Origin of the sequence: Anaerocaecibacter muris (assembly GCF_943192945.1) — a bacterium.
Lineage (GTDB): Bacteria > Bacillota > Clostridia > Christensenellales > Pumilibacteraceae > Anaerocaecibacter > Anaerocaecibacter muris.
The window spans coordinates 229,350-255,701 of the sequence record NZ_CALPCE010000001.1 but is presented as its reverse complement, the minus strand read 5'-3'; the positions used below and the strand labels follow the sequence as shown (position 1 = coordinate 255,701).

23 protein-coding genes are annotated in these 26,352 nt (G+C 51.3%); 6 read left to right on the top strand and 17 right to left on the bottom strand.

The annotated features are described in order from the left end of the window. Window positions 1–157: 157 nt before the first annotated feature. The gene (locus NFR57_RS00950; RefSeq protein WP_251181962.1) at window positions 158–610 is read left to right on the top strand and encodes a hypothetical protein; all 453 of its coding nucleotides are present in this window, start codon (window positions 158–160) and stop codon (window positions 608–610) included. Between the two features lie 81 nt (window positions 611–691). On the opposite strand, the gene NFR57_RS00945 is transcribed toward NFR57_RS00950, so the two are convergent. From NFR57_RS00945 to NFR57_RS00890, 12 genes are all read right to left on the bottom strand, one after another. Beyond that, window positions 692–2,476 carry a M28 family peptidase gene (locus tag NFR57_RS00945; protein ID WP_251181961.1) on the bottom strand — a complete coding sequence of 595 codons (1,785 nt, stop codon included), beginning with the start codon at window positions 2,474–2,476 and terminating at the stop codon, window positions 692–694. A 10-nt stretch (window positions 2,477–2,486) separates the two neighbouring features. Continuing rightward, on the bottom strand, window positions 2,487–3,023 hold the full coding sequence (locus NFR57_RS00940; RefSeq protein WP_251181960.1) for a hypothetical protein: 537 nt from the start codon (window positions 3,021–3,023) through the stop codon (window positions 2,487–2,489). Between the two features lie 8 nt (window positions 3,024–3,031). Further along, window positions 3,032–3,979 (bottom strand): DNA polymerase III subunit delta, encoded by a 948-nt coding sequence (holA, locus tag NFR57_RS00935; RefSeq protein ID WP_251181959.1) that lies wholly within the window; start codon window positions 3,977–3,979, stop codon window positions 3,032–3,034. A 124-nt stretch (window positions 3,980–4,103) separates the two neighbouring features. Beyond that, window positions 4,104–4,496: a DUF4363 family protein gene (locus NFR57_RS00930; RefSeq protein WP_251181958.1), complete on the bottom strand. Its 393-nt coding sequence runs from the start codon at window positions 4,494–4,496 to the stop codon at window positions 4,104–4,106. Then, entirely contained in the window at window positions 4,493–5,215 is a 723-nt protein-coding gene (locus tag NFR57_RS00925) for a DUF421 domain-containing protein (RefSeq protein ID WP_251181957.1), read from the bottom strand. Before NFR57_RS00925 ends, NFR57_RS00930 begins: the two co-directional genes overlap by 4 nt. Before the next feature lie 151 nt (window positions 5,216–5,366). Then, window positions 5,367–8,183 carry an excinuclease ABC subunit UvrA gene (gene uvrA, locus NFR57_RS00920; RefSeq protein ID WP_251181956.1) on the bottom strand — a complete coding sequence of 939 codons (2,817 nt, stop codon included), beginning with the start codon at window positions 8,181–8,183 and terminating at the stop codon, window positions 5,367–5,369. Between the two features lie 18 nt (window positions 8,184–8,201). Continuing rightward, window positions 8,202–10,187: an excinuclease ABC subunit UvrB gene (gene uvrB, locus NFR57_RS00915; protein WP_420840755.1), complete on the bottom strand. Its 1,986-nt coding sequence runs from the start codon at window positions 10,185–10,187 to the stop codon at window positions 8,202–8,204. 230 nt (window positions 10,188–10,417) lie between these two features. Further along, the gene (locus NFR57_RS00910) at window positions 10,418–14,380 is read right to left on the bottom strand and encodes a hypothetical protein (RefSeq protein ID WP_251181955.1); all 3,963 of its coding nucleotides are present in this window, start codon (window positions 14,378–14,380) and stop codon (window positions 10,418–10,420) included. A gap of 11 nt (window positions 14,381–14,391) precedes the next feature. Further along, window positions 14,392–16,440, bottom strand: coding sequence for a glycoside hydrolase family 43 protein (locus NFR57_RS00905; RefSeq protein ID WP_251181954.1), 2,049 nt, complete (start codon window positions 16,438–16,440; stop codon window positions 14,392–14,394). A gap of 252 nt (window positions 16,441–16,692) precedes the next feature. Continuing rightward, window positions 16,693–17,493 carry an AraC family transcriptional regulator gene (locus tag NFR57_RS00900; RefSeq protein ID WP_251181953.1) on the bottom strand — a complete coding sequence of 267 codons (801 nt, stop codon included), beginning with the start codon at window positions 17,491–17,493 and terminating at the stop codon, window positions 16,693–16,695. Window positions 17,494–17,581: 88 nt separating this feature from the next. After that, window positions 17,582–18,811, bottom strand: a complete 1,230-nt coding sequence (locus NFR57_RS00895; protein WP_251181952.1) for a Y-family DNA polymerase — start codon at window positions 18,809–18,811, stop codon at window positions 17,582–17,584. Continuing rightward, window positions 18,812–19,723 (bottom strand): carbohydrate kinase family protein, encoded by a 912-nt coding sequence (locus tag NFR57_RS00890; protein WP_251181951.1) that lies wholly within the window; start codon window positions 19,721–19,723, stop codon window positions 18,812–18,814. It abuts the gene before it with no gap. A gap of 175 nt (window positions 19,724–19,898) precedes the next feature. Between NFR57_RS00890 and NFR57_RS00885 the strand changes: the two genes are divergently transcribed. The 3 genes from NFR57_RS00885 to NFR57_RS00875 all read left to right on the top strand — a co-directional run bounded on the left by NFR57_RS00885 (window position 19,899) and on the right by NFR57_RS00875 (window position 21,078). Continuing rightward, window positions 19,899–20,345: a hypothetical protein gene (locus tag NFR57_RS00885; RefSeq protein WP_251181950.1), complete on the top strand. Its 447-nt coding sequence runs from the start codon at window positions 19,899–19,901 to the stop codon at window positions 20,343–20,345. 162 nt (window positions 20,346–20,507) lie between these two features. Beyond that, window positions 20,508–20,711 carry a hypothetical protein gene (locus tag NFR57_RS00880; protein ID WP_251181949.1) on the top strand — a complete coding sequence of 68 codons (204 nt, stop codon included), beginning with the start codon at window positions 20,508–20,510 and terminating at the stop codon, window positions 20,709–20,711. A gap of 25 nt (window positions 20,712–20,736) precedes the next feature. Beyond that, complete coding sequence (locus NFR57_RS00875; RefSeq protein WP_251182074.1) at window positions 20,737–21,078, top strand: type II toxin-antitoxin system PemK/MazF family toxin; 342 nt, start codon at window positions 20,737–20,739, stop codon at window positions 21,076–21,078. Window positions 21,079–21,152: 74 nt separating this feature from the next. Here the strand turns inward: NFR57_RS00875 and NFR57_RS00870 are convergent, their stop codons facing one another. Genes NFR57_RS00870 through NFR57_RS00855 form a run of 4 tightly spaced genes read right to left on the bottom strand, consistent with a single transcriptional unit; the run spans window position 21,153 to window position 24,549 of the window. Then, window positions 21,153–22,613: an NAD(P)H-hydrate dehydratase gene (locus tag NFR57_RS00870; RefSeq protein WP_251181948.1), complete on the bottom strand. Its 1,461-nt coding sequence runs from the start codon at window positions 22,611–22,613 to the stop codon at window positions 21,153–21,155. A gap of 2 nt (window positions 22,614–22,615) precedes the next feature. Next, window positions 22,616–22,975, bottom strand: a complete 360-nt coding sequence (gene acpS, locus NFR57_RS00865; protein ID WP_251181947.1) for a holo-ACP synthase — start codon at window positions 22,973–22,975, stop codon at window positions 22,616–22,618. Then, window positions 22,972–23,883 (bottom strand): P1 family peptidase, encoded by a 912-nt coding sequence (locus NFR57_RS00860; RefSeq protein WP_251181946.1) that lies wholly within the window; start codon window positions 23,881–23,883, stop codon window positions 22,972–22,974. The genes acpS and NFR57_RS00860 overlap by 4 nt, the downstream gene beginning before the upstream one ends. A 15-nt stretch (window positions 23,884–23,898) precedes the next feature. Then, entirely contained in the window at window positions 23,899–24,549 is a 651-nt protein-coding gene (locus NFR57_RS00855) for a regulatory protein RecX (protein ID WP_251181945.1), read from the bottom strand. Window positions 24,550–24,683: 134 nt separating this feature from the next. Between NFR57_RS00855 and NFR57_RS00850 the strand changes: the two genes are divergently transcribed. Further along, window positions 24,684–24,866, top strand: a complete 183-nt coding sequence (locus NFR57_RS00850; RefSeq protein WP_251181944.1) for a hypothetical protein — start codon at window positions 24,684–24,686, stop codon at window positions 24,864–24,866. Window positions 24,867–24,879: 13 nt separating this feature from the next. Continuing rightward, window positions 24,880–25,671 carry a spore coat protein gene (locus NFR57_RS00845; protein WP_251181943.1) on the top strand — a complete coding sequence of 264 codons (792 nt, stop codon included), beginning with the start codon at window positions 24,880–24,882 and terminating at the stop codon, window positions 25,669–25,671. 102 nt (window positions 25,672–25,773) lie between these two features. Here NFR57_RS00845 and NFR57_RS00840 read toward each other — a convergent pair whose 3' ends face one another. Then, window positions 25,774–26,316: a phosphoribosyltransferase family protein gene (locus NFR57_RS00840; protein ID WP_251181942.1), complete on the bottom strand. Its 543-nt coding sequence runs from the start codon at window positions 26,314–26,316 to the stop codon at window positions 25,774–25,776. Window positions 26,317–26,352: the final 36 nt, after the last annotated feature.

The window sequence follows — 26,352 nt, the reverse complement described above, 5'->3', positions numbered from 1 at the left end:
TACGATTATATTTTACATTTTTTCGCCCTGTCGCCCCTGCTCGGGTCTTTATCACACGCAGAAGTATGAATAATAAATGAACAAATCTCAAAAAGTGCTTGATTTTTTTGTCGATATGCTATATAATATACAATAGATCACCGTACAAGAGGGTTCTATGGCAAAAAAGGAAAAGCCCGAAAAGATAAAACCGGAAAAAACAAAGCCGGCAAAACAGGGCAAAGAAAAATCCAAGAAAAATAAAAAGGGCGCGGCGGCGACACAGAGCGCGGCGGGCGCGAACGGTATTCCCCCCGCGGGCACGCCGTCCGTTCCGCTTGCAAACATGTCGCCCGAACAAATGACGGCGGCACAGCTCGAACAAGCTATAAAGGAAAGCAACGATCCCAATTCCCGTCTTAAAAAACTGCGCAGTCCTCTTAACGTCCGCAGTTGCCTTTTGAATATCCTTATTCTTATCGTGTTTACCCTTGCGATAGTCATACTTTGGTGCTATCTCGCGGTTGACAAATTCAATTTTGTAACTGTCATGTCCGATATGTTCGATAAATTCGGTATTTCCGACTTCTTTAAAAACATGGGCAGTACGATAAGCGGTTGGTTTAAATAAACTTAAAACATCAAAGGCGTTACAAAACGTAACGCCTTTTTTCATGCCCTATTATCTATTTAACAACACTATCGATTGTAGCTATTCGCCGTCCTGCGCGTTGCCGTCGTCGGAATGTTTATCGCCGCTCGCGGCTTTGCCGCTTCTGCCCGACTTTGCGCCGACCGACTTACCCGCCGATACCGTGCGCCGTTTAGTCGTTCCGCTTTTTGCGGCAGGCTTGACTGTTTTTTGTTGAGCTTTTGCGCGCGGCGCGGCGGACGGCTTTTCGGACAAAGTCACGTCGGCGGATTTCACTTCGCTTTGTTCCGAGGGCACGTCAACCGCAGTTTCGTCTGTTTCCGTCCGCTCCACGTCGGGTCGATTTACGTCCGATTGCTCCCCCTCGGCATGCTCGGTATTCGCAGTGTCGGCTTTTTCGTCGAACGGTGTTTGTACCGTCGGCTTGTCTGCATGTTCATCAAACGACTCGTCGAACAGCGCGGGGAAAATATCGTCGAACGGGTTATCGGCACGCGCCGACTTGTCGTTGTTCGGCACACCCGGAAAAATATCGTCGAGCGGCGTTGCGCCCTTAATGTCGATAAAAATATCGCTCGAATTTTTATCCTCGTAATCCATGCCGAACACCGCCATTTTCATGCGACGCGGCGCGGATGCTGTCGCGACTATCGGGTACTTTTTGCCGAGGTGCGCGCTTATCGCCATGAACGCCGCGACAAATATAATCACAATGCCCAAAACGACAAGGTGCCAAATCCAATTTTTCGTCAAAACGTCCGTGTTCGGGAAGTGCGCGCGGTCGTAGTTCATAACGTTAAGAAAATCCGCGGAATTAAGCGAGCCTATTACAAGCGTCGCCGCCGTCGCCATTTTTTGCGCGTACTGCGGGTGTAAGCGTTTTAGAGTTTCGAGGTTATCCCTGTCGGTATAAGCAATATTCGGGTGCTTGCTCGACTCTGCGTCGGTCATGTTTATAGTTTCCCAGTTCGCGCCTATAAGGTTGAGCGTGGGTATTCCCGAATCGAAAAACAAACCGAAAACTCCGCTGTGCGCCCACTGATAATACGGTATTCCCTCGTAAGCGGTCGCATCCGTAATAAGCGGCGTTTTTTGCGTTATTTTGTAAACGTCCAGCCCGTACTTTGCGGCGACGCCGTCGAAAAACGGCTCGCGCTTGGTCTGTCGCGCGTCCGAATATGCGTAAACATGATCGACGCCCAAGCGTTGCAACTCCACCATCAGCACGGTATTGGCGCGTTCCGCGTGGGTCATGCCCGACTTGTAAAACTCGCGCGCGCCCACGTCCGTCACGAACGACCCGCCGAAAAACGCGATTGTTACGTCAAAATCGTACTGCGGTTTTTCGGTTTGAAAATACTCGGCAATCGCAAGCAATGTCGCAACGCCCGTACCGTTTGCGAGCGCGCCTTGCGATTTATAGACCGCCGCGCCCTTATACGCGGCTTTGTATCTGTTGTCGAAATACGCGCCGATAATAACGTTTTTCGTATCGGCGGTACTGTTGCTCGTTCTGTAATACGCAACGACGTTATGCCCGGTCACTTCCGTATTGTTCTCGGTCGTGTCGAACGTCTGCAAAGCGGCGTCGGTGTAGCCGTATTCGATGAGCCGCGCTTGCAAATAAATCGCCGCGTTCTCCTCCGCCTGTGTAAAGCTCGTTCTGTCGTCGCCAACCGTGTTTATAAAATCGTCAAGCACGCTTTCCAAACTCTCGACGGACACCGCGTATTGCGGGTTTGTCACGGAATGATCGGGCGCGCCCGCGGACGAACAGCCGACAAACGCAAGCGCGGCGATAATAATGCAAAGTACAATCGATAAAATGTTTATACGTTTTTTCATGCCCGCCTCCTTACGCCACCGCGACAATCATATTGACGAGGGCAAGCAAGCCATACACACCCGCAAAAGTGCTCATAACCTGCGACAGCACAAGTCGATAACGCGTTTTGTCCACGTAATTTTGATAGAACGCATACCACATATACAGTCCGACAAACGCAAGCGTCACGGCGGGGTCGATAATTATATCGATAACCGCCGCATACAACGGGAGCGCGATATACATGAATTTAAGCGCAAACAACAACAGGTTGGCTGCAATAACGGCATAGTTCAAACCGTACTGCAATGATTTTATGTCGCCGCCCGCGCGCGCCGCCGTCATTTTAAACACGAACGAAGTAAACACTTCGTACAGCAAAAACGGAATAAGCCCGCCGAGGAAAAACGCCCACGCGTCGTTGGCGAACCACCCGCCTATGCCGTACTGCTGACCCAAATACGCGAGCGTGCCGCGCATGGAAAACCACGACATGGCGCAATAGCTCAAATATACTATTACGGAAATCGCCGCCGTCGGCAACTTCTTTTTTGCGATATTAACCACCGTACCTCCTATTTTCCGTATGCCGCCTGCGCGACGAAACACGTCAATGCGTCGTAAACGGTCATCACGCCCGTTTTGTAGGAATAGTCCGCTTTTTCGAGCATGTCGAGAATATTTTTAAGTTTGGTCTTGGAAAACTTTGCGCTTTCGGATTTCAGCTTGCCCGCCTGAAAAGGCTTTACACCGAGCGCAGTCAATCCGTCGGGATCGATCGCGGCGACGAACAGCTTGCGAAATCGATTATAAATAAGCGTAAACGCCGCGACGAGATCGTTGTTTTTTGCCATGCCGTCCACGATCGCAAGCGCGCGCGCGGCGTTGCCCGCAAGTATGCTGTCGCACAGCTCGAACACGACGAATTCCGTATCGGCTTTGACGTTTTCCGTAACGTCCGCCGCCGTAACCGTGCCGCCCACGCGCAGCATTGCGAGCTTTTGCGTTTCCGAATTTATACGCGTCATGTACCCGCCGCAACGGTTGTAAAGCAACCCCACGGCTTCGTCGTCGAATCGCGCTTGCGACTGTTCGGCAATCTTTTGCACAAACGGCACGACGTGCTTGACGGGCAGTCTGTTACAATCGACTGCGGTACAGCCGCTTGGTAAACTCGGCGCGGACGTTCTGTTCCAACTGTCGTGCGGCGTGTACATAGGCAACACCAGCACGGACGAAGGATTGGGCTTTTTAAGATATTCGGCAATCGCCGCAACGTCCGGCTTGCCCCGCGCCACAACAACGCGATATTCGCTCATCATGGGCAGTTGCATAAGTTCGTCGGTCAATTCCCTCGCACTGCCGAATTCCCTGTCCGTGCAGTTGAACGGCTTGGGTTCGGAAGCGAGCGATAGACAAAGCGCGACCGCGCGATCGATCAAAAAATCGTCGTCGCCGTAACACGCATAGCACGCATTGGGCTTTTGAGTTTTTAAATGTTTTTTTAACTCGACAAACTCCATAACGATATTATAATACATTCACGCGCAAAAATCAATCGTTTTGTATAAAAGAGCATGCGAAGCGAATTTGCCGACAAATGCGCACGGCGGTCGCACCGTAGCAACCGCCGCAAAAAACCGTGTTTTACAGTATATTCGACAAAAAAGGAACACTGTCGAGCAATACGTCGTCTATATAATTGATTGCCGACTGCACGAAAATAACCGCGTCGTTGTAGTTGTCCGACCCGACAACCGCCGCAAGGCTGACGAGCTTGTCGTCGAGGTTGCGCACCGTGTTGTGATTTTGCAACATCAACAGCGCGCGCTTGCCCTTTTCCCATTTTTTGAGCATTGCGTCGCACAGCTGCTCCGTCTGCGGGTTTTGAACGTGTTCTTCGTTTTCGTCAATACTCTGCGCAATAGCTTCGAGGTCGGCTTGAAGTCCGTTGTAAAACTTATTGACGTATGTTATTTCGCCTATCATGCCGCCTATCATAATCAAAAACACGACGACTATAACTATTACTTTTTTCACCAGTTCTGTCCTCCGCTTATTGCGAGCTTACTGCAAAACGCGGGCTTGCGCTTGGGCGAAAAATACGCATTTCCGTCCTGCCTAACGTCTGCGTAAAGCAAATCGGACAGGCGCAGTCCGTTGTCGTCGAGCACGCGCTCGACCTCCGATTTTTCGGTGCCCGACAGCGACAAATTTTGCTCGATATATTTGCCGTCGATAACGAGTTCGAGCGGCAAAAGCGTCTGCGGCTGTTCGCCGTTCTCGCTCTGATCCTGCTGTTGACCCTGTTGCTGTTGCTCTTTTTCCACGACGCAAAGCTGTCCGTTGGTTTCGAAAATGGCGTAAGCGATTTGCGAAAAATCCACATAGCCCGCCGTGCGCACAGCCTCTATCAGATCGTCCACGTTCATGTTCATTTTTTTCATATTGGCGTAATTTATGCCGGACTTGTCGATTACGATAACACTGCTGCCGCTCAACACCTTGCGCGCCTTAATCGACTTGCGCGACAACAGCGACAGCAGTATATGCAACGTCGCAAGCGTGAATATGGGAATAAGACCGTAGTATATGGGGATATACGGGTCGTTCATGGGAATACACGCGACTTCCGCTATAATAAGAGTGATAACCAGCTCGAATGGTTGCATTTCGCCGAGCTGACGTTTGCCCATAAGCCGAATTACAAAGAACACGACTATAAACGTAATTACCGATTTAAGAAATACCACAAACATGATAATTGTAGTATGCCTTTCGTTTTATCATTTATGCTTGCCGCCGCCCGACGTTTGCGCATACAAAAAACCGCGCTCGGAAGATAGCCGAAACCGCGGTTTGTCTTTTGATATTTATAAATTGTTTGAGCCGCCGCGCTTGACGCAACCGTCAATCCGCAGTCGCGGGCAAAATCATTTTAAGGTATTCTCCCGTCTTACTCTCTTTGACGGACGCGACCTTTTCGGGCGTGCCCGTCGCAACAATCTTGCCGCCGCCGTCGCCGCCGTTAGGTCCGAGGTCTATTATATAATCGGCGCACTTGATTACGTCGAGATTGTGTTCTATTACGACAACGGTGTTGCCGTTGTCCACAAGCCGCGACAGTATGTCTATAAGCCGCTCCACGTCCGCCGAATGAAGCCCCGTCGTCGGCTCGTCGAGCACGTAAAGCGTGCTGTTGGTAGCAACCTTGGCAAGCTCGGTAGCCAATTTGACGCGTTGCGCCTCGCCGCCCGACAAAGTCGTCGCGGGCTGTCCGAGCTTGACGTAACCCAGCCCCACGTCCATGAGCGTGCCGAGCTTGCGTTTCAGCGACGGAATATTCTTAAAGAATTCGTAACTTTCTTCTATCGTCATTTCAAGCACATCGGCGATAGATTTGTCGCGGTATTTGACCTGCAACGTTTCGCGGTTGTACCGCTTGCCGTGGCACACGTCGCAAGGCACGTACACGTCGGGCAAGAAGTTCATTTCTATGCGGATAATGCCGTCGCCCTCGCAGTTTTCGCACCTGCCGCCGCGGACGTTAAAAGAGAATCTGCCCGATGTATATCCGCGCTCTTTGGCGGCGGGGAGTTCGGCAAACAGATCGCGGATAATGGACATCGCGCCCGTGTACGTCGCGGGATTACTGCGCGGCGTTCTGCCTATGGGGCTTTGGTCGATATTTATTACCTTGTCTATCTTTTCCAGTCCGTCAATTCCCTCGCACGCGCCGACGCGCTGTTTTACGGTGTTAAACATGTTAGCCGCCGCGGGGAACAACGTCTGATTTACAAGCGACGATTTGCCGCTGCCCGACACGCCCGTCACAGCGGTAAGCACGCCGAGCGGAAATTTGACCGTTACGTTTTGCAGGTTGTTTTCACTCGCGCCGCGTATCGTAATATAGCTGTCCGTAAGTCTGCGCGTTTCGGGTATTTTTATCTTGCGTTCGCCCGACAAAAACTTGCCCGTAACCGAGCCCGACGCGATAATGTCTTGCACAGTGCCTTGCGCTATGACCGACCCGCCGTGTATGCCCGCGCCCGCGCCTATATCCACAATGTGGTCGGCGGCGCGCATGGTGTCTTCGTCGTGCTCCACGACGATAAGAGTGTTGCCGAGGTCGCGCAAATGTTTGAGCGTGCCTATTAGTTTTTGGTTATCGCACTGGTGCAGACCGATACTCGGCTCGTCGAGGATATACAAAACGCCCGACAGTCCCGAGCCTATCTGCGTTGCGAGACGTATGCGTTGCGCCTCGCCGCCCGACAAAGTTTGCGCCGAGCGCGACAACGTCAAGTATTCCAGCCCTACGTTCATCAAAAATTCCAATCGCGCGCGAATTTCTTTAAGCACGCGCTCGGCAATAATCGCTTTGGACTTGGCAAGCTCCAACCCCGCAAAAAATTCGTAAAGCTGTTTAACGGGCATACAGCACAGCTCGTCGATATTTTTGCCGCCGACGCGCACCGCAAGCGCTTCTTTTTTGAGCCGCTTGCCGCCGCAGTCGGGACAGGGCTGGGAGTTGGTAAACCTGCCTATGCGCCAACGCACGCCGTCGCTCGTCGTTTCCGCGAGCCTGCGCTCCAAAAATCCCACAACGCCCTCGTACACTATTCTCTCGCTGTGGTGATAGTGTCCCGTCGTGTACTCGACGACGATAGGCTCGTCCTTGGCGTAAAGAATAACGTCGCGCACTTCCTGTTTGAGTTTTTTGAACGGAGTTTTCATGGAAAACCCGTACTTTTTGGAGAGCGCGGTAAAGCACTGCTCGAAATGCGGCGTATTGTCGAGCTGACCGCCGTCGATAAGATCTTGCAACGACGAATCGCCGAAAAACAACAGCTCGGGATCGACCTTGGTCAAAAATCCCAGCCCGCCGCAAGTCGGACATGCGCCCCACGGCGAGTTGAACGAAAACAGCCTCGGCTCGACCTCGGACAGCGATATGCCGCAGTTTCCGCACGTGTATTTTGTATTGAACAACAATTCCTGTTCGTCGTAAAACGCTATCACAAGCCCGTCCGACAGCTTTAACGCGGTTTCCACCGAATCTGTCAAACGCTGTTGAATATCCGGCTCTATGACAAGCCTGTCCACCACGACAGATATATCGTGCTTGGAATTTTTATCGAGCTTTATTTGTTCGTCCACGCCGTAAATTATTCCGTCCACGCGCATGCGCGAATAACCCGACTTTTTAAAATCCTCGAACAGCTTGGAATACTCGCCCTTTTTGCCGCGCACGACGGGCGAAATTATCATAACCCTGCTGTCTTGCGGCAACGCCATAATCTTATCGACTATTTCGTCCACCGTCTGTTGATGGATTTCCGCACCGCAGTTGTAACAGTAAACGTCGCCGACGCGCGCGTACAAAAGCCGCATATAGTCGTAAATTTCGGTAACGGTGCCCACAGTCGAGCGCGGATTGCGCCCCGTGGTTTTTTGGTCTATGGAAATCGCGGGCGACAGACCGTCAATGCTGTCCACGTCCGGCTTTTCCATTTGCCCCAAAAACATGCGCGCATACGACGACAGCGACTCGACGTATCGCCTTTGCCCCTCGGCGAAAATCGTATCGAACGCAAGCGACGTTTTGCCGCTGCCCGACACGCCCGTAAACACGACAAACTTGTTTTTGGGCACGTTAAGACTTACGTTTTTCAGGTTGTGGGCGCGCGCGCCCTTTATCACTATTTCGTTATTTGTTCCGTTCATTTTCCGTCCGTCCGTCGGTTATTTATCGTTGCGCTTGCGCGCATTGTTCTTTTTATCCATATCGCGTTGAAGATCGCGCAGTTCCGCTATCTTATCCCTGTACATGATAGCCGACTCGAAGTCGAGATCTCTGCTCGCGGTGTTCATGAGCGACCGCAGTCTGTCAAGCTCTTTGCCAATGTCTTTAAGCTCGACGGTGCGTTGCTTGCTCGTTATTTCTATCGTGTTTTTAATGGGCTTGATAATGGTCTGCGGCGTAATGCCGTGTTCGGCGTTATAGCGCATTTGCAATTCGCGCCGCGCCGCCGTTTCGTCCATTGCCTTGCGCATGGAATTTGTTATAACGTCGCCGTACATGATTACGCGGCTTTCGCTGTTGCGCGCCGCCCTGCCTATAGTCTGAATGAGCGACGTTTCGGAGCGCAAAAAACCCTCTTTGTCCGCGTCGAGAATAGCGACCAGCCGCACTTCGGGAATATCCAAACCTTCGCGCAAAAGGTTGATGCCGACAACCACGTCGTAGTCGCCGCGGCGCAAACTGTTTATTATGCTCACACGCTCCATGGTGTCTATGTCGCTGTGCAAATACTTGACCTTTACACCCTGCTCGGCGAGATAGTCGGCAAGACTTTCGGACATGCGCTTTGTGAGCGTGGTAACGAGTATGCGCCCGCCCGCCTGCACCGTGTCCTTTATTTCGGTAAGCAAGTCGTCTATTTGCCCCTTTGTCGGGCGAACTGTCACGGGCGGGTCCATCAGTCCCGTCGGGCGAATTACCTGCCGCGTAAACCGCCCGCCCGTCAGTTCAAGCTCATACGGCGCGGGAGTTGCCGACACGTACACGACCTGCTTTATTCGATTTTTAAACTCCTCGAATTTTAGCGGGCGGTTATCGAACGCCGCAGGCAGACGGAATCCGTAATCGACAAGCGCGGTTTTGCGCGCCTTGTCGCCGTTATACATTGCGCGCAGTTGCGGAATTGTCATGTGACTTTCGTCGATAAACATGATAAAATCATGCGGGAAATAGTCCAAAAGCGTAAACGGCGGCTCGCCGGCTACGCGCCCGTCAAAGTACCGCGAGTAGTTTTCTATGCCCGAGCAATAGCCTATTTCCTTCATCATTTCTATGTCGTAACGAACGCGCTCGCCTATGCGTTGCGCCTCTATCAACTTGTGATTGTCGGTAAAAAATTTGACCTGCTGTTCGCAGTCGCGCTCTATCTGCTCGATTGCGTTCATCATTGTTTGATGTTCCACGGCGTAATGGCTCGCGGGGAAAATCGCGGCGTGCGCAAGCCGCGCAACGATATTGCCCGACACAATGTCGAACTCGCTCACACCGTCTATTTCGTTGCCGAAAAACTCGACGCGTATGCCGTGCTCGGACATGTTGGCGGGGAAAATATCCACGGTGTCGCCGCGCACGCGGAAGTTGGTGCGCTCGGGCGCGAGATCGTTGCGCTTGTAGTTGATGTCTATAAGCCGAGCGATAAGCGCGTCGCGCGACATCTTGTCGTTGGGGCGCACGGACAGCGCAAGCCTGTAATATTCTTCGGGCGCGCCCAGACCGTAAATGCACGACACCGAGGCGACGACTATCGTGTCGCGCCGCTCGTGCAACGAACAAGTCGCGCTATGGCGGAGCTTGTCTATTTCGTCGTTGATTGCCAAATCCTTTTCGATGTAAGTATCGGTTGTGGGCAGGTACGCTTCGGGCTGATAGTAGTCGTAATAACTTACAAAAAACTCTACGCGGTTTTCGGGGAAGAACTCGCGGAACTCGTTGCAAAGCTGTGCCGCAAGCGTTTTATTGTGCGCAAGAACAAGCGTCGGACGCTGTACGCGTTCGATAATGTTAGCCATGGTAAAAGTCTTGCCGCTACCCGTAACGCCCTTTAACACCTGCGCCGCAAGCCCGTCCTCTATGCCGTTGGCAAGTTCTTCTATCGCCTGCGGCTGGTCGCCCGTCGGCTTGTATGCGCTGTGCAACTTAAATTCCATAATTCTCCGATTTTACCGCGAAAACTTTGACATATATTATACCGCAATTCGACCCGTTTTGTCAATTCTTTCGCCGCGTTTCGCCCTATATTTTCTCCGCCCGAAAAATACCCGCATTTATTATCGGCATAATATTTCCGCCGTAAAACGAACTTGCGCGACTTTCCGTAAGAAAAGCCGCGCAAGCTCATAATATAGGGGGAGGAATTTGAATAAGCAATAATTAAACGTTACGCCTGCGTCAGCGCGTTAAACGCCACCGTCGCATCCGCGCCCGTCTTTACGGAAACGTTTTTGTAAACGCATCCCGCGTTGCCGCCGAACAGCGCCGCGCAAAGCTGTTTGCCCGCAAGCGCAGCCACATTACGCGTAGCTTTGACAACGCCGTTTACAGCGACAGACACGTTGCCCGCATTGTCTACATACGCCTGCAACAGCACGCCTTTCGATTTGTCTTTGCCATAAGTGGCTTGGAGGTCTGCTTCCGTGCCGGCACTCTTATATGCATGGTTCACATCAGCGCATACGTCGGCGGCATTGGTAGCTACGGTATAAAAGAATTCAGCTACCGCGTTGCCGCCGTAACGCAGCGTCGAAAACGCAACGCTGTCAGGAGCGTCTACGTCGCGGAACGCAAAGCCAACTGCGCCCCAGTTGGCATTTACATTGCTGACCCGCGCTTCGACATACAGCGTGTCGCTTTTGACTGATTTAAGATAAGAATATTGCGTTTTGCTCGTTTTAACCAAGCATACGTCGTTGTCGGAGTTTATTACCGCAACTGCGTCCGCTTTGAGCGTTGCGTTATAATCGCCGTATTTTCCGCCGCCCGCGCTTTCCAAAAAGTCGTCGTAAGACGTCGCCGCCGCGTCGCCCGATACTATCTTGTAATCGGAGAAATTAACGTGCGCGTTTTCCACTACTATAAGCGCTTTTACTATGTTGCTCGTTCCGACTGCTTGAAAGTTCTGATCATTGCTAATTAAACTGCGCGTGTAACTTCCGTGCCAACCCGCAATGGGTACGCCGTTAAGGAAGTAGTGATATTTAGTTCCGTCGCAGTAAACGGTGAACGTGAGACCGTCGGCGTTGAGTTTATCGAGCAGACCGCCGTCTGCGGGAAAACCGGCGTTCGCATAAGTCATATTGTTTGCGTCTTTACCGTTATCCGACCAAGAAACTATTTCATTATTTTCGGTGCGGTACGAAACGATTGCCGCTAAATTTGTGGCAGTACTTTCGTTTTGCTCGTATTTAAGACCGTAATAAGTGCCGTTGCCGTCGGCATTGACAAAAGCCAACGAAACCGCGCCCCACTTATTGGCAGTTACCGTGCCAAACGATTTGATAGTGTATTGCGCAAAAATCTTGTTGCTGTCGATCGCGTTGTTGTACATTGCGTAACGCTGTCCGTTGGACGGAACGGTTATTTCCACCGACGGATTAGTTGCGCCGATTACGTCGCGCGACAGGTCTATGCCGTTTTGATACAAACCGTCGATGTTAGTCGCGCTGAACGTTGCGCCCTTGACTTTCGCGCTATCGTTGAACGCGTCAAACGCCTGTGTTCCCTCTTTGACGGTTATGTCTTTGTACGTCGCCGCGCAGTCGCGCGCCGCAAACGATACTATCATGTCCTTGCCCGCAAACTCGGCAAGTCTGACGTTAAGCGCAAGCTCGCCGTCAACAAACAGGGCTACCAAACCCGTTTCGTCGATATACGCTTCTATCGTTACGCCAGTCGAGCCTTTGGAGTTGTCGTAAGTCGCGGGCTTGCCTATGACGTAATGATTGCCGTTTATATCGCCTACGTCCGCAAGTTTTGCGCTTATCATGTACAAATGTTGACCTTTGTCCGTGCCGCCGTAACGCAAGCCCGCCCATACGGATTTGCTCAAATCGGTAGCGTCGCGGAACGCAAAGCCTATCATACCCCAGTTAGTATCAACGTTGCTTATTGTCGCCTTTGCATACAGCTTATTGCCGTGAATGTTCTTGACGTACAAATACTGCTGTCCGCTTGTTTTGGCAAGATTTACTTCACCGTTTTGACCGTATATAGCGCGCGCGTCGGCGGCGATATTAGCATTATAGTCGCCGTAAACGTCGCTTATGACGGAGGACTTATACGCGGTTATTTTCGCGCTCGCCTGTTCGCCCGCAAGAACTTGGACGTTTTTATACTGCGCTCCGCTGTCGCGTCCCGCAATAGCCGCAATCATATCTTTGCCGACCATAAAGTCGAGCGTTACGTATCTTTTGACAACTCCGTCTATTGCTATTAGCGCAGTGCCGTCCGAATCAATCATGACTTCCACGGTTACGCCCGCCGTACCCTTGGAGTTATCGAAAGTCTGCTCCGTGCCCTGCGCGCTGTAATTGCCCGCAAGACTGGTGTTGCCGACGTCCGACAGATTGGTGCTTATTGCGTACAAGTGGTTGCTCTTTTCCGCGCCGCCGTAACGCAAGCCCATCCATGCGGTTTTGGTTAAATCGGTGACGTCGCGGAACGCAAAACCTATCATACCCCAGTTAGTATCAACGTTGCTAATCGTCGCTTTTGCATACAGCTTGTTGCCGTGTACGTTTTTAAAATACAAGTACTGCTGACTTTGGGTCTTGTTTAAACTTAAGTCGCCGTTACTGCCGTAAACCGCGCTCGCGTCGGCAGTGATTTCCGCGCTGTAATCGCCGTAAACGTCGCTTTCGATTGCGGCAAGATCGTCTTTTACTTTTTCAAACGCCTGCTCGCCCGACAGCACCGTTATATCGCCGTACAAACAACTCATGTCGCGCCCCGCAAACGATACGCACATATCCTTGCCCGACAAATGCTTGGCATAGCCGACCTTTTTCAATTCGCCGTTTACGTACAGCAACACTGTGCCGTTTTCCGATATATACGTACCGATCTTGACGCCCGTCGCGCCCTTGGAATCGTCGTAAGTTTCGGGCGTGCCTATAACGTAAGTGTTGCCCGCTTTGGATATGTCGCCCGTATCGGTGAGATCCGTGCTTATGCAATACAAGTGCTGACCTTTATTGTCGCCGCCGTAGCGCAAGCCCGCCCAAACCGCGCCTTTGTCCGTTTCGCGCTGTCTGTTGCTTCCCTCGCTTTCGGGTTCATAAGTAGGCGGCGTGAGCACATCGCGGAACGCAAAGCCCGCCATGCCCCAATTAACGCTCGCATTGCTGATAGTAGCTTCCGCGTACAGGCTTTTGCCCTTAACGTCTTTAACATAGACGTATTTTTGTCCGTTTGTAGCGTTTGCAAATACGCTGTTTTTAGGATACACGACTATCGCATTGGATTTGAGCGTATCGTCGTAATCGCCGTATTTGTCGCTCGAAGTCATGCCGACGAGTTTTTTACCAGATTCGCCGTACTCCTTCCACGTCAACGGCGCAAGCCAGCCCGCGCCCTGTTGCACTTCCAGCATTTCAAACGTCAGTTTTTTACCGTCGTAAGCGCCTGATATATCGAATTCGGGATGACGGTGCGAAGCGAAAGTCGCCATAACGGATTCTATTTCGCCGTCGCCGATACCTTGCAAATCGCTCCACGGGATAAACGCCTCGATTGAATACCCGTTATTGTCGGAGGAGTTGACTTGACCGTCGATTTTGGATTTGACGCTCGCTTGGGATAAAATCATTTCCGATGTAATATTCGCGTCGCGATAATAACATCTTATCGATCCCGCCGCGCTGAAACCTATTTCGTAACAAGGGCGTCCGCCCGTTACTGTGTCCGCCGAATCGCAGAAATATATGCTGACGCCGGTCTGCGCAAACGCCGACAGTAACGCCTTATTGTTTACTTGCAAAATTTTTCCCGCATACGCCACTTTATCGGTGGATTTAATGCCCACAAGCAAACCGTTTTCGCGCACAATCGCCGTCGCGCTTATGTTGCAATCCTCCAACTCGTATTTGCTGTTGCCGCTGTCGCGGTTGGCGGGTTCCGACTTCATGTCGTTCCATACCGCGTTCTTCCAAATATTCTCGCTCAAATCGCCGTCCACGGTGACGTCTTGATCCGAATAATTTTCGCCCGCAATATTATCGCCGCGGTCGTAAGGATTGAATAAGTCTTTAATGCGATTGTCGCTGTCTATGGTCTTGGAACAGCCCGTCGCAGTAGCGCAAAGCAAGCCTGCCGCGACCAATCCCGCTAAAATCTTCTTTTTCATTTTACACCCCTCTATTTTCCGAGAACCATTATTTCGGATACCGAAATCGGCTTGTCGGAATTTATAGTTATTCGTATGGTTTTAACTTTTATTTCGTCGAACTCTACCGCCACTGCGCCGCAAGGCCGCGCGAATCTGTCCTCTTCCTCGTCGCCTTCCCATGCGGTAAGATAACGGTCTTTCTCGAATTTAAGACCCGACATATACGCCGTGCCCGTCACGTCTTTGCCGTCTTTGGTTTTAACAAAATCAAGCTCGATGCGCGACACTTCGTCGAACAACCGTTCCGCCCACTTGGAGTTGAACACCATTATAGCGCGCACAGTGCGATAATCGTCGAACGTGAGCGTTATTTCGGTCTTGCCTTTCTTCGCGTCGTATTCTTTTACGATTTCGTGTACAAGCGTCGCGGTGAGCAAACCGTCGTTAAGATATTTTGCGTCCATGCCCGCTTCGCCGTTAGTCGCGGTAACGGTTGCGCTTTCCGCAATATTGCGATATTGCGCGTCGGGACCGATTTTCGGCATGGGAGAATACGTGGGACCGTTGGTGTACAACAGCTTCTGCCCTTTGTCGTTGGTGATGAACTTAACTTCGTCAACGCATATTCCGCGCGGACCGGAGCCGGAGCCCGCTCTGTCCACAAGCGTCTGATACGCTATATACATTTTGTCGCCGTACTTGACAAAACAGTGATGCCCCGTCGCGGTTACGTGATCCCAGTACGGATCGGCGGCGCACAATATTCCGCCGTCCGCTTCGTTCACTTTTGTAAATTTGCCGAGCGGCGATTTGCCCAACGCCTGTGCGACCGAATAGTTGCGGTCGTAACAGCCGTTTATGGAAAAAGTCAAATAGTAATTGTCGCTTTCCGCATCGTAGTACATGTGCGGACCTTCTTCGATCTTGGTCGATATGATATAATCGGTGGGTTCGGTTTTATCCACGTCCTTATAACCGAGCGTCGTCATGTGCGTAACGCTGTCGCGATTGAGATCGTCCGTCCAGTCGTCGCCTATTTCCACGCCGTACATTTCGGTCTGTCCCTGATAAGTGTTGGACAGATACATATACTTTTTGTGCGTTTTGGGATCTTCGAACGGATTAACGTCTATGTGCGACATTATGCGCTCGCGACGTTCAATCGGCACGCCCGCCAAATCTTCGTGCGTGACAAACGGTTCGCCGATAGTAATTTCGCGCTTGTTAGGATCGTACCCCTCTTGCCCTGCGACGTTGGTATACTGAACGAACGGACCTGCGGGACTGTCGGATACGGCAAGCCCTATCGAAAAAGTCGCGGAGTAACCCAAATATAAATCGGCGTTTACTTCCATTGCCTCGAATTCCGCCAACGCAGTGCGCGTAATTTCCAAAAGCTCCGCGTCTTTTTCATCCTGCTCGGATTCGGACGCGTCTATGCCCGCTTTAAGCGATTTATATTTGTCTATATTTTCCTGCGCCCGCGACAACTGATTATCGGAGTAGCCTTCGAGCTCCGTTTTGCCGTCGAATTTTGCTATTTGTTCGTTCATGCGCGCAGACGCCGATGCCAAATCCATAGCGTCGATTTTGGCTTTTTCTACATAGTAAGCCTTTTGGTCTTCGCGCGAGGTAAAGAACATTCCGTCCGGTCTGTAATAATTATCGTTCGCAGAAAAGAACAGATAATATTTGCCGTCCGAATAAACACACTCCGGCGCGTAAACCTGTTCGCGCGCCCAACTGCCCTGCGCAGGAGAAAATGCTAATCCGACAGACTGCCAGTTGTTTAAATCGCGACTTTTATATACCGGAATATTGAATACGCCCGTCGTATACAAAAAGAACCAGCCGTAATTTTCTGTATCCGCTTCGTTGTCGCAATATACAATGGACGGGTCGGAACCTTCTATGCAATCATTTTGATAATACAAATCCTTATTCATGCCGCTCGTCGAAGTTTGCAAATGATGCGGCAACTCATACTTCCCGTCGTTTATGTTACCATCGTTGGAACAACCCGTTAAAAAACAAGCGCTCATCAAGCCGGCTAACGCAATAGCCGATTTCCTTTTCATTTTCCGTCACCTCCGTTTATTAACCGCATATTATCACGCATGCGACTACTGTATATTTTATAACACACGTTATCGTTAATGTAAATGATAAGATTTTCCGAATTTATGACATATCTTGCAACACGCGCATATATGCCGTTTTATACTGTATTTTGCGTTGTTTACGTCAAAAAAAAACGCCCGCACGGTTGCGGACGAACAAAGTTATAATTGCGATAATATTGCCGTTATTCCAGATTATGTTATTTGACCTCACCCCCCCCCCCTTCCGAAGTTTCGGGCGTACACCCTGTAAAAGGTTTCGGGGTTTTTAAAGCCGCAACGGAACGCTATATCTTTAAGCGGCAAATCGCGCATGGACGGGTCGCTTAAAATATACTGTACTTTGATAGCGCGTATGTCGTTTATAAACGCACGCAAGTCCTTGCCTATAAACGGGGACAGTTTTTTGGACAGCGACGTGGGGCTTACGCCGAACTTATCGGCAAGCACGGTAAGCGACAGCTCGTCGGCATAGTGATTGTAAATATACTGAACGACGTTTGCCGCCAAGTCGTCGTCTGCTATGTCGGAATCAACCGCGATCACGCCGTATCTTTCCACTATATCGGCAAGTAAATCGTTGACCACCGCGAATTTCCGCAATTCGGGCAAATTGTATTTATCATCGACAAGCGTCATTTTATCGAATATAGTTTTGTTGTATTCCGCGTCCGTCAAAAAACGCGGCAGCTTGCTTCGTTTGTAAATCGATTCGAAATTGCTCAAATACAGCGATCCGATAGAAGCGACAAATACGGTAATATCGCCGATCTGCTCGAAACCGTGCGCCTCGAACGGGTTTGTCGCAACTATTTCTCCCGCATGCAAAACGCGTTTTTCGTCCGCCACAGTCGCCATTACTTCACCTTTGCACACGCCAAAAAATTCGATATTTCCATGGAAGTGCTTTAAAGCCATGCAAGAGTCTTGACTGCGAATGTGCATACGCGTAGGCGTGTCATAAATTATCTCGTTATTGAGGATCCACTTTGTATAATCATTATCTTTCATGTTTCACGCCCCACACTATCGATTTTTTATATTTTATCATGCGCGCGACCGTTTGTCAATAACGAATTTTTCACTTTTTCCGACATAATTATCTTTGAAAAGGCAAAAAGTCCTCTGCGTCGTTCTTGTCGTAAATAAAATCCTTGCCCAAAAGCGACGCGCGGTGCACGATATTTCCGTATTTAAAATTCAGCTTGTCAAGCGTTTCGTCAAGTTTTTCGAGCTTGTCGTTGCGTGCGCTGTCTGTCAAGAACGACAGCTGTCGCGGCTCGTCAAACTTTTCGAGCTTGGACACGCCGACCGTAATCGTGCGCATGGGGTCGCCGTTCCAATTATCGGCAAACACCGCCAAGGCGCACTCGGCTATCTCCGTGGACGAATACGTCGGCACGTTCAGCTTGCGCTGTCGTACTATCGAAAAAAGGCTGCTGTCGCGCATGCCTACCGACACCAACGAACCGCGAAAACCCGATTTTCGCATACGCGCCGCGACGCGCTCGCACAAATAGTAAATGAGATCGCGCGCGTCGTCAATCGTTTCTATGTCGCGTACCGCAGTCATGCCGTGACCTATGGACTTTACGTCGCGGCTCTTTACCGCTTCGCGCACCGGCTCCGTGTCCTCGCCGTTTGCAAAAGCCTTCATCTTTAAGCCGTTAATGCCGAAGTTGCTTTTAAGCATATTGCCGTCGGCGCGAGCGAGGTCGCCTATTGTTATAATATTCAGCTTTAACAGTCGTTCGTAAGTGCGTCTGCCGACCATGAGCATGTCGTCGGCTTTAAGACCCCAAATAAGGCGTTTAAAGTTTTCGCGGTCAATCACCGTCGTCGCGTCGGGCTTTTTCAAATCCGATCCGAGCTTGGCAAACACCTTGTTGAAACTAACCCCGACAGAACAGGTCAACCCGCTCTCATCTTTTACGCGCGCGCGGATTTTGTCGGCAATGGTCTTGCCGTCGCCGAACAGCTTTTGCGACCCCGTCACGTCCAACCAACACTCGTCCGCGCCAAACGGCTCGACCATGTCCGTAAACTCGTTGTACAGCTCGAACATGCGGCGCGAATATGACATATACAAGTCGAAGTGCGGCGCGACAGTAACAAGATTGGGCGCTTTGCGTTTGGCTTCCCAAATGACGTCGCCCGTTTTTACGCCCAGCTTTTTGGCAATTTCGTTCTTTGCAAGAACAACCCCGTGTCTTAACTCGGGGTTGCCGCACACCGCGAGCGGTACGGATTTCCATTCGTCGTGAGAAATACATTCCGCCGAGGCGTAAAAATTATTCAAATCGCAGTGCAATATTACACGGTCGGTCATTTAGAACTTATACGAGTTATAAACCTCGTCCACCTGTTGTTCGGTAGCAAACCCGCGCGCGCCGCCGTCGTAACGTATTTTTAGCGCGGCAAAAACCTCGGCGCGTTTTAACGCGTCCAGCGCGTCGTATCTGCGCAAATAGTAATGGTTAAACGCCGTAAACAACGCGTCGCCCGCGCCGACGGTGTTTACCACTCCGCCTATGTTGACTGCCGGCACGGCTGTAATTTTGTCGGTCGCGCGTTCGTACATGATTGCGCCGTCGCTACCAAGCCCGATAACTATTATCTTTGCGGGGTATGTGTTTTTAAGCGAAGTAATAAATTCGCGCGGCGACGTGGGCAGGTCCTCGTCGCTCAAAAACAGTATATCCGCGTTCTGCATAAAGTCGCGGTTAAACGGGTCGTAAATGTCGCGCAAAACGTGCACGTCCGTCGCTATCGGCTTGCCCGCTTGCTTGGCTATCGGCAAAAGCACGCGGTTGAAGTTGCTGTTGCAAAGTATGCACATGTCGGACGATTCAATCGCGCCGCGCAACCGCTCCGCGTCGATCGACTTATCCTGTATGTCTTTTAAGTCGCAGTATATCTGCCGTCTTCCGCCGTCACCCGGTTCGTAAAGAATAACCGATACGGGCGTTTCGTCGAGGCTCTCGAACACGTACTCGCGCGAAATTCCGCTGTAATCGAGTTCGTGCGCAATTCTGCGCCCCTCGTGATCCTTGCCGATTAGAGATGAAAAAACTACTTCGTCGCCCAACGTTTTCGCCGCGGTGGACACGTTATAGCCCACGCCCGAAATAGTAGCGTTTATGCCGAAAAACGGATAGTCAATCGGATAATACGTCACGGGAAAAGACCTTATTCGCAAATTGGTTTCTACGTTAATCAGCCCCGATACAAACAGTTTCATTGGTTCACCTCTATTTAGCGTATTGAAACAGCGATATAATTATACATCATATATAAAACATTGTCAAGTTGTATATATAATTTTATAGTATAAAGTTAAAATTCAAAAAATATGATTGACATTGCGCGACAAATGATATATAATTGAAAAAAAGCTAAATTCTTCGGAGGAAAAAATGGAGAAAATAGAACTTACCAAACTTTTCAAAGAAGCGCCCGTTCAGGTCACTATGCGCCGCGCTACTTTCGACAGACTGCAAATCCGCCCGCAGATCAACTATCGCGGCAGAACGCAAGACGAAGTGTTCTTCCAAAAACAGGACGGCGCAAATGTCGAATACGAAATCGTGCGCAGAATGGACTTCGAGCCGGAAGGCGTGTTTGAAATTACCGCAGTTTACACCGTGCGCCGCACGCTCAACGACGAATTCGTCGGACAGGATATAGACTTCCGCGAGCTTTTGCGCACGTTTACCGCCGCCGATTTCAACATGCTGTGCGGAAACGTTTTTTCGTCCATGTCGCTCGTTATAGCCCAGCTCACGCAGGCGTCCAACGGAATCCCCATGATCTCCCCGCCCGTTTACTGCGGCATTGCCGCCAAGCCCGCCGAAGCCAAATAAATTTCGGCAACAATACCGTAAACTTACCGCCCCGCAATGCGAACTCGCCTTGCGGGGTTTTTGTTTTACCGATTTTTGTCGAATACGGGCGGATTTCGTACATAACGCAACGCAAATAAAGCAAACTAAACAGTATAAAACAATCCAAAAAGGAGAAAATTCATGAAGTATATTATAGAGGTGGACGAAAAATTGAACACTGTACTTACTTCAAACGCCAACAGACGGAACGTTCCCGTTCCCGCGCTAATTGCCGAAATGTTGAAACGTTATTTAATCGACGCGCATATTATGGATCAGAGCGAGCTTTGGGAAAACGGCATTAACGAATGTGCCGCCGTCAACCTCGACTGGGCGAACTTGTAGTTTACCAAAGGAGAAAACTGTGCCACTGTTCAAGCGCGGAGAAATATATTACGCGGATTTAAGCCCCGTCATCGGATCGGAACAGGGCGGAGTCCGTCCCGTTCTTATCATACAGAACGACGTGGGCAATAAGTTTTCGCCCACCGTTATAGTTTGCGCCGTAACCAGTCGCATTACCAAAGCAAAGCTCCCCACCCACGTCGAACTGCGCGCAGGCGAATTCGGGCTCGCCAAAGACTCGGTCGTCCTGCTCGAACAAATGCGAACGCTCGACAAACGCAGACTAAAAGCGCGCGTCGGCGAAGTGGACGCGATTGCAATGCGCAAGATAGAACGCGCCACGCTCATTTCGCTCGGCTTTGTATAATCGACTATCGTCCGCAAATACATACGCGCCTCGGCGCGTTTATGTTTGCCGTTTAATCCGATATACCACGTTAATTAAAGTTCGTCGTAATCGGCGTATTTAAGCACGTCACGCGGCGTGAGCATCATTTGCGCATACGAGCTTACTGCTTTTTCCGCGCCCACGCCGTTGCGGTAACAAGCTATCGTCGCCGCATCGAACAGATCGAACGCGCACGACAGAGCGGTTATGCACCCGCCCAACACATCGCCCATGCCGCCCTTTGCCATTGCGGGCGTGCCCGATATGTTCAGTCTTACTTCGCGCCCGTCCGTTATAATAGTCGTCGCGGATTTGAGCACGACCGTGCCGTTAATTTCGTTTGCAAGTTTAACGGCGTTTTCGACGGTAGCCGAATACCCCGTCATGCGCTCGAACTCGCCGACGTGCGGAGTGACGGCAATCGCGCATTTAGCGTCGCGCAAAAACGCGTAATCGCCTTTTATGGCATTAAGCGCGTCGGCGTCTATCACGAGCGTGCCGCAAAAGTTTTCGCACACGTAACGCAAAATCTTTTTAAGGTCGGGCGTCGCGCCCATGCCTATGCCAATATCTATCGCCGCGGCTGTTTTTAAAACGCCGTCGAGCGCGGGCTTAACGAACTTGATAAATCCGTTACTGTCGTCGGGCAAAAACTTCATCATTGCCATGGTCGAGCGCGCGGAAGCCGCCGCGCGATGCACGCTCGGCAAACATACGGTAACGGTTCCCGCACCGTTAAGATACGCCGCATGCGCCGACGCGCCCGCCATCAGCGGCGCGCCTATCATAGTTCCGCAACCGCCTATAATAAAGACCCTGCCCGCCGTGCCTTTATGCGCGGTTGCTTTTCTTACAAACGGCGCAACGTCCTCGCCGTCGAAAACCTTTATATTAGACGAGGTTTTAACTCCTATATCGTCCACTATTATGCGCCCGCACACGTCGCGACCCGCGCCGAACAGCATGCCGAGCTTGTAGCACGAAAACGAAACGGTTGCGTGCGCGCAAAAAGCCACGCCCATAATTTCGCCGCTATCCGCGTTAAGTCCCGACGGTATGTCTATTGCCAGCCGAAACGCGTTTTCCGCGGCGTTCAACTTTTTTATAAGTTCCGCGGTCGCACCTTCTATCGGTCGATTTAAGCCTATGCCGAAAATCGCGTCTATAATTATGCTCGCGCCGCCGACGTATTCCGACGCGGGCTTTACCGCTATGCCCTCGGCTTGCGCGTATGCGATAACCGATTTTTCGTACTTATCGGGAGCGCCCACAAGATACGCCGTAACGTCGCCGCCCTTGCGGTGCAATCGGCAAGCCGCCAAAAGTCCGTCATAACCGTTGCCGCCCGTTCCGCAAAACACCGCGGTATGCGCGAGCCGGTCTTGCACTCTATCCAGCATGTCGTCGGCGACGGCGAGCGCGGCGTTGACGCGCAACAGTTTTTCGTCCAGTCCCGCATTTTCCGCAACGCGTTCCGCCTCGCGGATTTGTTCGGCTTTAAGCACGTTTTTCATTTTTAAGTCCTTTTGTATAGCATGACGGCGGCTATCGCATATTCGCCCTCATGTGAAATAGAAACGTCCGCGCAATACCCGAAAAACTTTTTTTCCGCATCGCCGTGCGCATTAAGCACGGGCGCACCGTTACCGTCGTGCGAAATTTCTATATCCGTCGGCATTATTCCCTTGCCGAACCCGCACTTTATAGCTTTAACCGCCGCTTCCTTTGCGCAGAATATGCCCGCATAGCTTTCGGACGGGTTGGGTTTGCCGTCGCAGTACCGCTGTTCCTCCGCGGTAAAAACCCTGTCGCGGAACGGCTTGGACTCGACGGCTTTTCCGACGCGCGCAATACGCGCTATGTCTACGCCTATCATAGCTTAACCGCGTTTTCGGTCGCTTGCGCCGTGACCTCCGCCGCGAGCGCCATGAGTATATTAAGGTCTGCCGATTTGTCGCCCTGCGACAGCGCAAACATGGTATCGCCGTCCGCGTCGGTGTGCACGGGTCGGATTGACATAGCCAGTCCGTCGTGCGAAATTTCCGCCAGTTTGTTTACCTGCGTTTTGTCCAGCTTCGCATTGGTCATCACGCAACCTATGGTCGTGTTAGTTCCCGCGCGCATGCGCATTTGCGCCGCGAAAACGCCGTTAGTCATGCACTCGACGGTGTTTAAAAATTTGCCGTCTTGTGTGCGCGCGCCCGCTATGATTTGACCAGTCTTGCGATCGTACACGTCGCCTAACGCGTTTACCGCCACGACAGCGGACACAAACACGTCGTTAAAGAAAACAGTCGCGCCGCCTATTCCGCTCTTGCACGCCGCCTGTAAACCCAAAATTTTACCCACGGTCGCGCCCTTGCCCGCGCCCACCGCGCCGAACTCGACGCCATCGGGCTTTGCCGTCTGCGCCGCCTTATAGCCCATTGCCTTGTCGGGATAGCGGTATTTTTCGGGGTCGTTCAAGTCGAAAAGTATCGCTTGTGCGACGAGCGGCACAACCTTGTCACCCACAGAAAATCCCACGCCGCGCTCGCGCAAGAACTCCGTTACGCCGCAAGCCGCTTCCAAGCCGTATGCAGAACCGCCCGACAACACCACCGCGTCCACAAAACCCTGCGACTTTTCGGCGCGGAGCATGTCCGTTTCCCGCGTACCGGGCGCGCCGCCGCGCACCGACACGCCGCCCACAGCCTTATCTGTGAGTATGCAAGTCACGCCCGTATACCCGTCGTCGGCGTGTCCTATCCTAATGCCTTGCGGCAGTACGAAATTTCCGTTCATATCATTTTCCTCCGATTAGTCGTAATCTTCCGTTTCTTCCGTTTTGTCGTCGTCGATATTGTCGAACGCGCCCTCTTGCGAAAGCGCAGCCACCGCCGACGATATGCCGTCCCACGAATACCCGCGCCCCGCCAAAAACCGTTTTAGCTTTTGCTTGTCCGCGGATTTGTGCGAACTCAAATATTTGCGCGCGACCAGTAATGCCGAATCGTCCGCGCCCTCGTCCAGCAGTTCGTCGATTATATCGGACGGTATGCCCTTTTGCCGAAGTTCGGCGGCTATGCGGAATGCGCCGTATTTTTTCGATTTTGATTTTATATAGGTCTGCGCATAGCCGTAATCGTCTATGTAGTGATAAGCGTCGAGCTTGGCGAGCGTCGCGTCAATCACTTCGCCGTCGTAACCCTTGTCTTTAAGATAGCGCGATATTTCCTTACGCGCGCGCGGCGCAAGTCCGAGGTATCCCACGGCGCGCTCGAACGCCGAGTTAAGCTCGCTTTTTTTAACAAGGTTTTTAAACTCGTCGGCGGAAATTTCGTCGCCGATTTTAAACCGTGCCGAAGCTACCGCGACTTCGTCCAGTCCGCAAACAAACTCGCCGTCGATAAATATATTGACGCGCGTCTTGTTGCGCTTTTGCTTCGTTATGTCGGTTATTTTGCCCATACACGATTATTGTAACACTAATATGCGCCGATTGCAAGTTTTTGTTGCCTATACTTTGCGACAACCGTGTGCGCGCGAATAAAACGGCGCAATACCGCGCATATTAAACTCACTAATAAATCAAGGAGATTTCCATGACAACAAAAAGCCTCAACGAATTGAGCGAGCTTTGCAGAAGCGAAAAACTCGCCTACAAAAAATGCTGCAACTACGTATCCGAAACGGATAACGAGGACTTGCGGTGTGCGCTCGGCAACCTCGCCAACGGTCACAGACAGCGTTACGAAACGCTTTTGACCTACCTCGACAAGAATTAAAGGAGATTCGATTATGGATTACAATAACAACAACTATCGCAACAACGCGGACTGCGATCCCGCCGATTGCAACTACCGCACCGACCGTTCGCCCGAATTTGCAAGCGACTTTATTGTCGAAACGGGCGTAAACAATCCCGACGGACTTCTTGTGCCGCCCGTGGAATACCCGCTCGGCGTAGACGCGGAAAATTCGGAGGAGTTCGATCCGCAAAAGGAACAAGCCGCAACCGACGACTACAATAGTTTCGACGGCGCTTACGGCGCCACCGATTTATACGAATCGGACAATTACGAGGACTCCTCGGACTATCAGACGGAAACCGCCGAGGAATACGGAATTCCTTACGATACCGAAACGTCGGAAGAATTTTCGGAAGAGTACGATTGCGACGGTCGCAACTGCAATCCGCGCAACGACGTAGATTACAACGTGACCGACGATTACGACCCCAGCGACGAAACCGCGGCGACCATTGACGAATGGTATACCACGGACAAGCCGTCGGCGCGCGAGCGTTGCGAACTCGACGATTACGAAATAATTTCGGACGTACTCGGTTCGGAAAAACAAATCGTCAAACTTTACTCCACGGCGTTGTGCGAAGCGTCGGAAGAACCGTTCCGCAACCTGCTACGCGAAAACCTCGACGAAGCCGCCGCCGATCAATACAAAGCGTTCGAGTTTATGCAAAAACGCGGCATGTATCAGACCGAGCAAGCGAGCGAGCAAAAAATTTCGGAAGCGAAACAGCAATTCTCGCCGCTCTGCCATAACTGCGGTTGCGACACTTGCTGTGACTGATTACAGCTAATATAAAAAATCCGCCGAAACAAACGACGGATTTTTTGTTGCATAAATTATTGAGGCGCAAATATTGACAACCTTTGCGTCGTTTAAAAGTTATTACAGCAACGGAATACTCGCAAGATATTCTATGCCGTCGCGATCTTTTGCGTCGCCCTCCGCAAGCACGAACGCGCGGCACACAACCTTGCCGCCCGCCGTCGCAACAAGCTGTTCGAGCGCCGCGTTTGCCGCGCCCGTGCTTATAACGTCGTCTACGATTGCGACGGTCTTGCCATTGATTAAATCCACGTCGTGCGCCGATAAGTATAAATGTTGCACCTCGCCCGTCGTAATCGTTTTAGCCTCGACCTCTATTCCGTCCTGCATATACAGCTTTTTGCTTTTGCGCGCAACGGCGTACATCTTATGTCCAAAGTCCCGCGCCACGCAATGAGTGAGCTGTAAGCCCTTGCTTTCTGCCGTAATAAGCACATCGGGGTTATACTTCTTAATGCGTTCGGCTATGTGCTTTGCGCAATGTTCGGTAAGCTCGACGTTGCCGTGTAGATTGAAAAACGCGATATTTATTCCCGACGGCAACGGAAGAATCGGCAAATGTTCCTCTCTGCCGCAAATATCCACAGTGAAAAATTTATCCATGGTAAACCTATCCTCTTTTAGGAATTTATTTGTAAG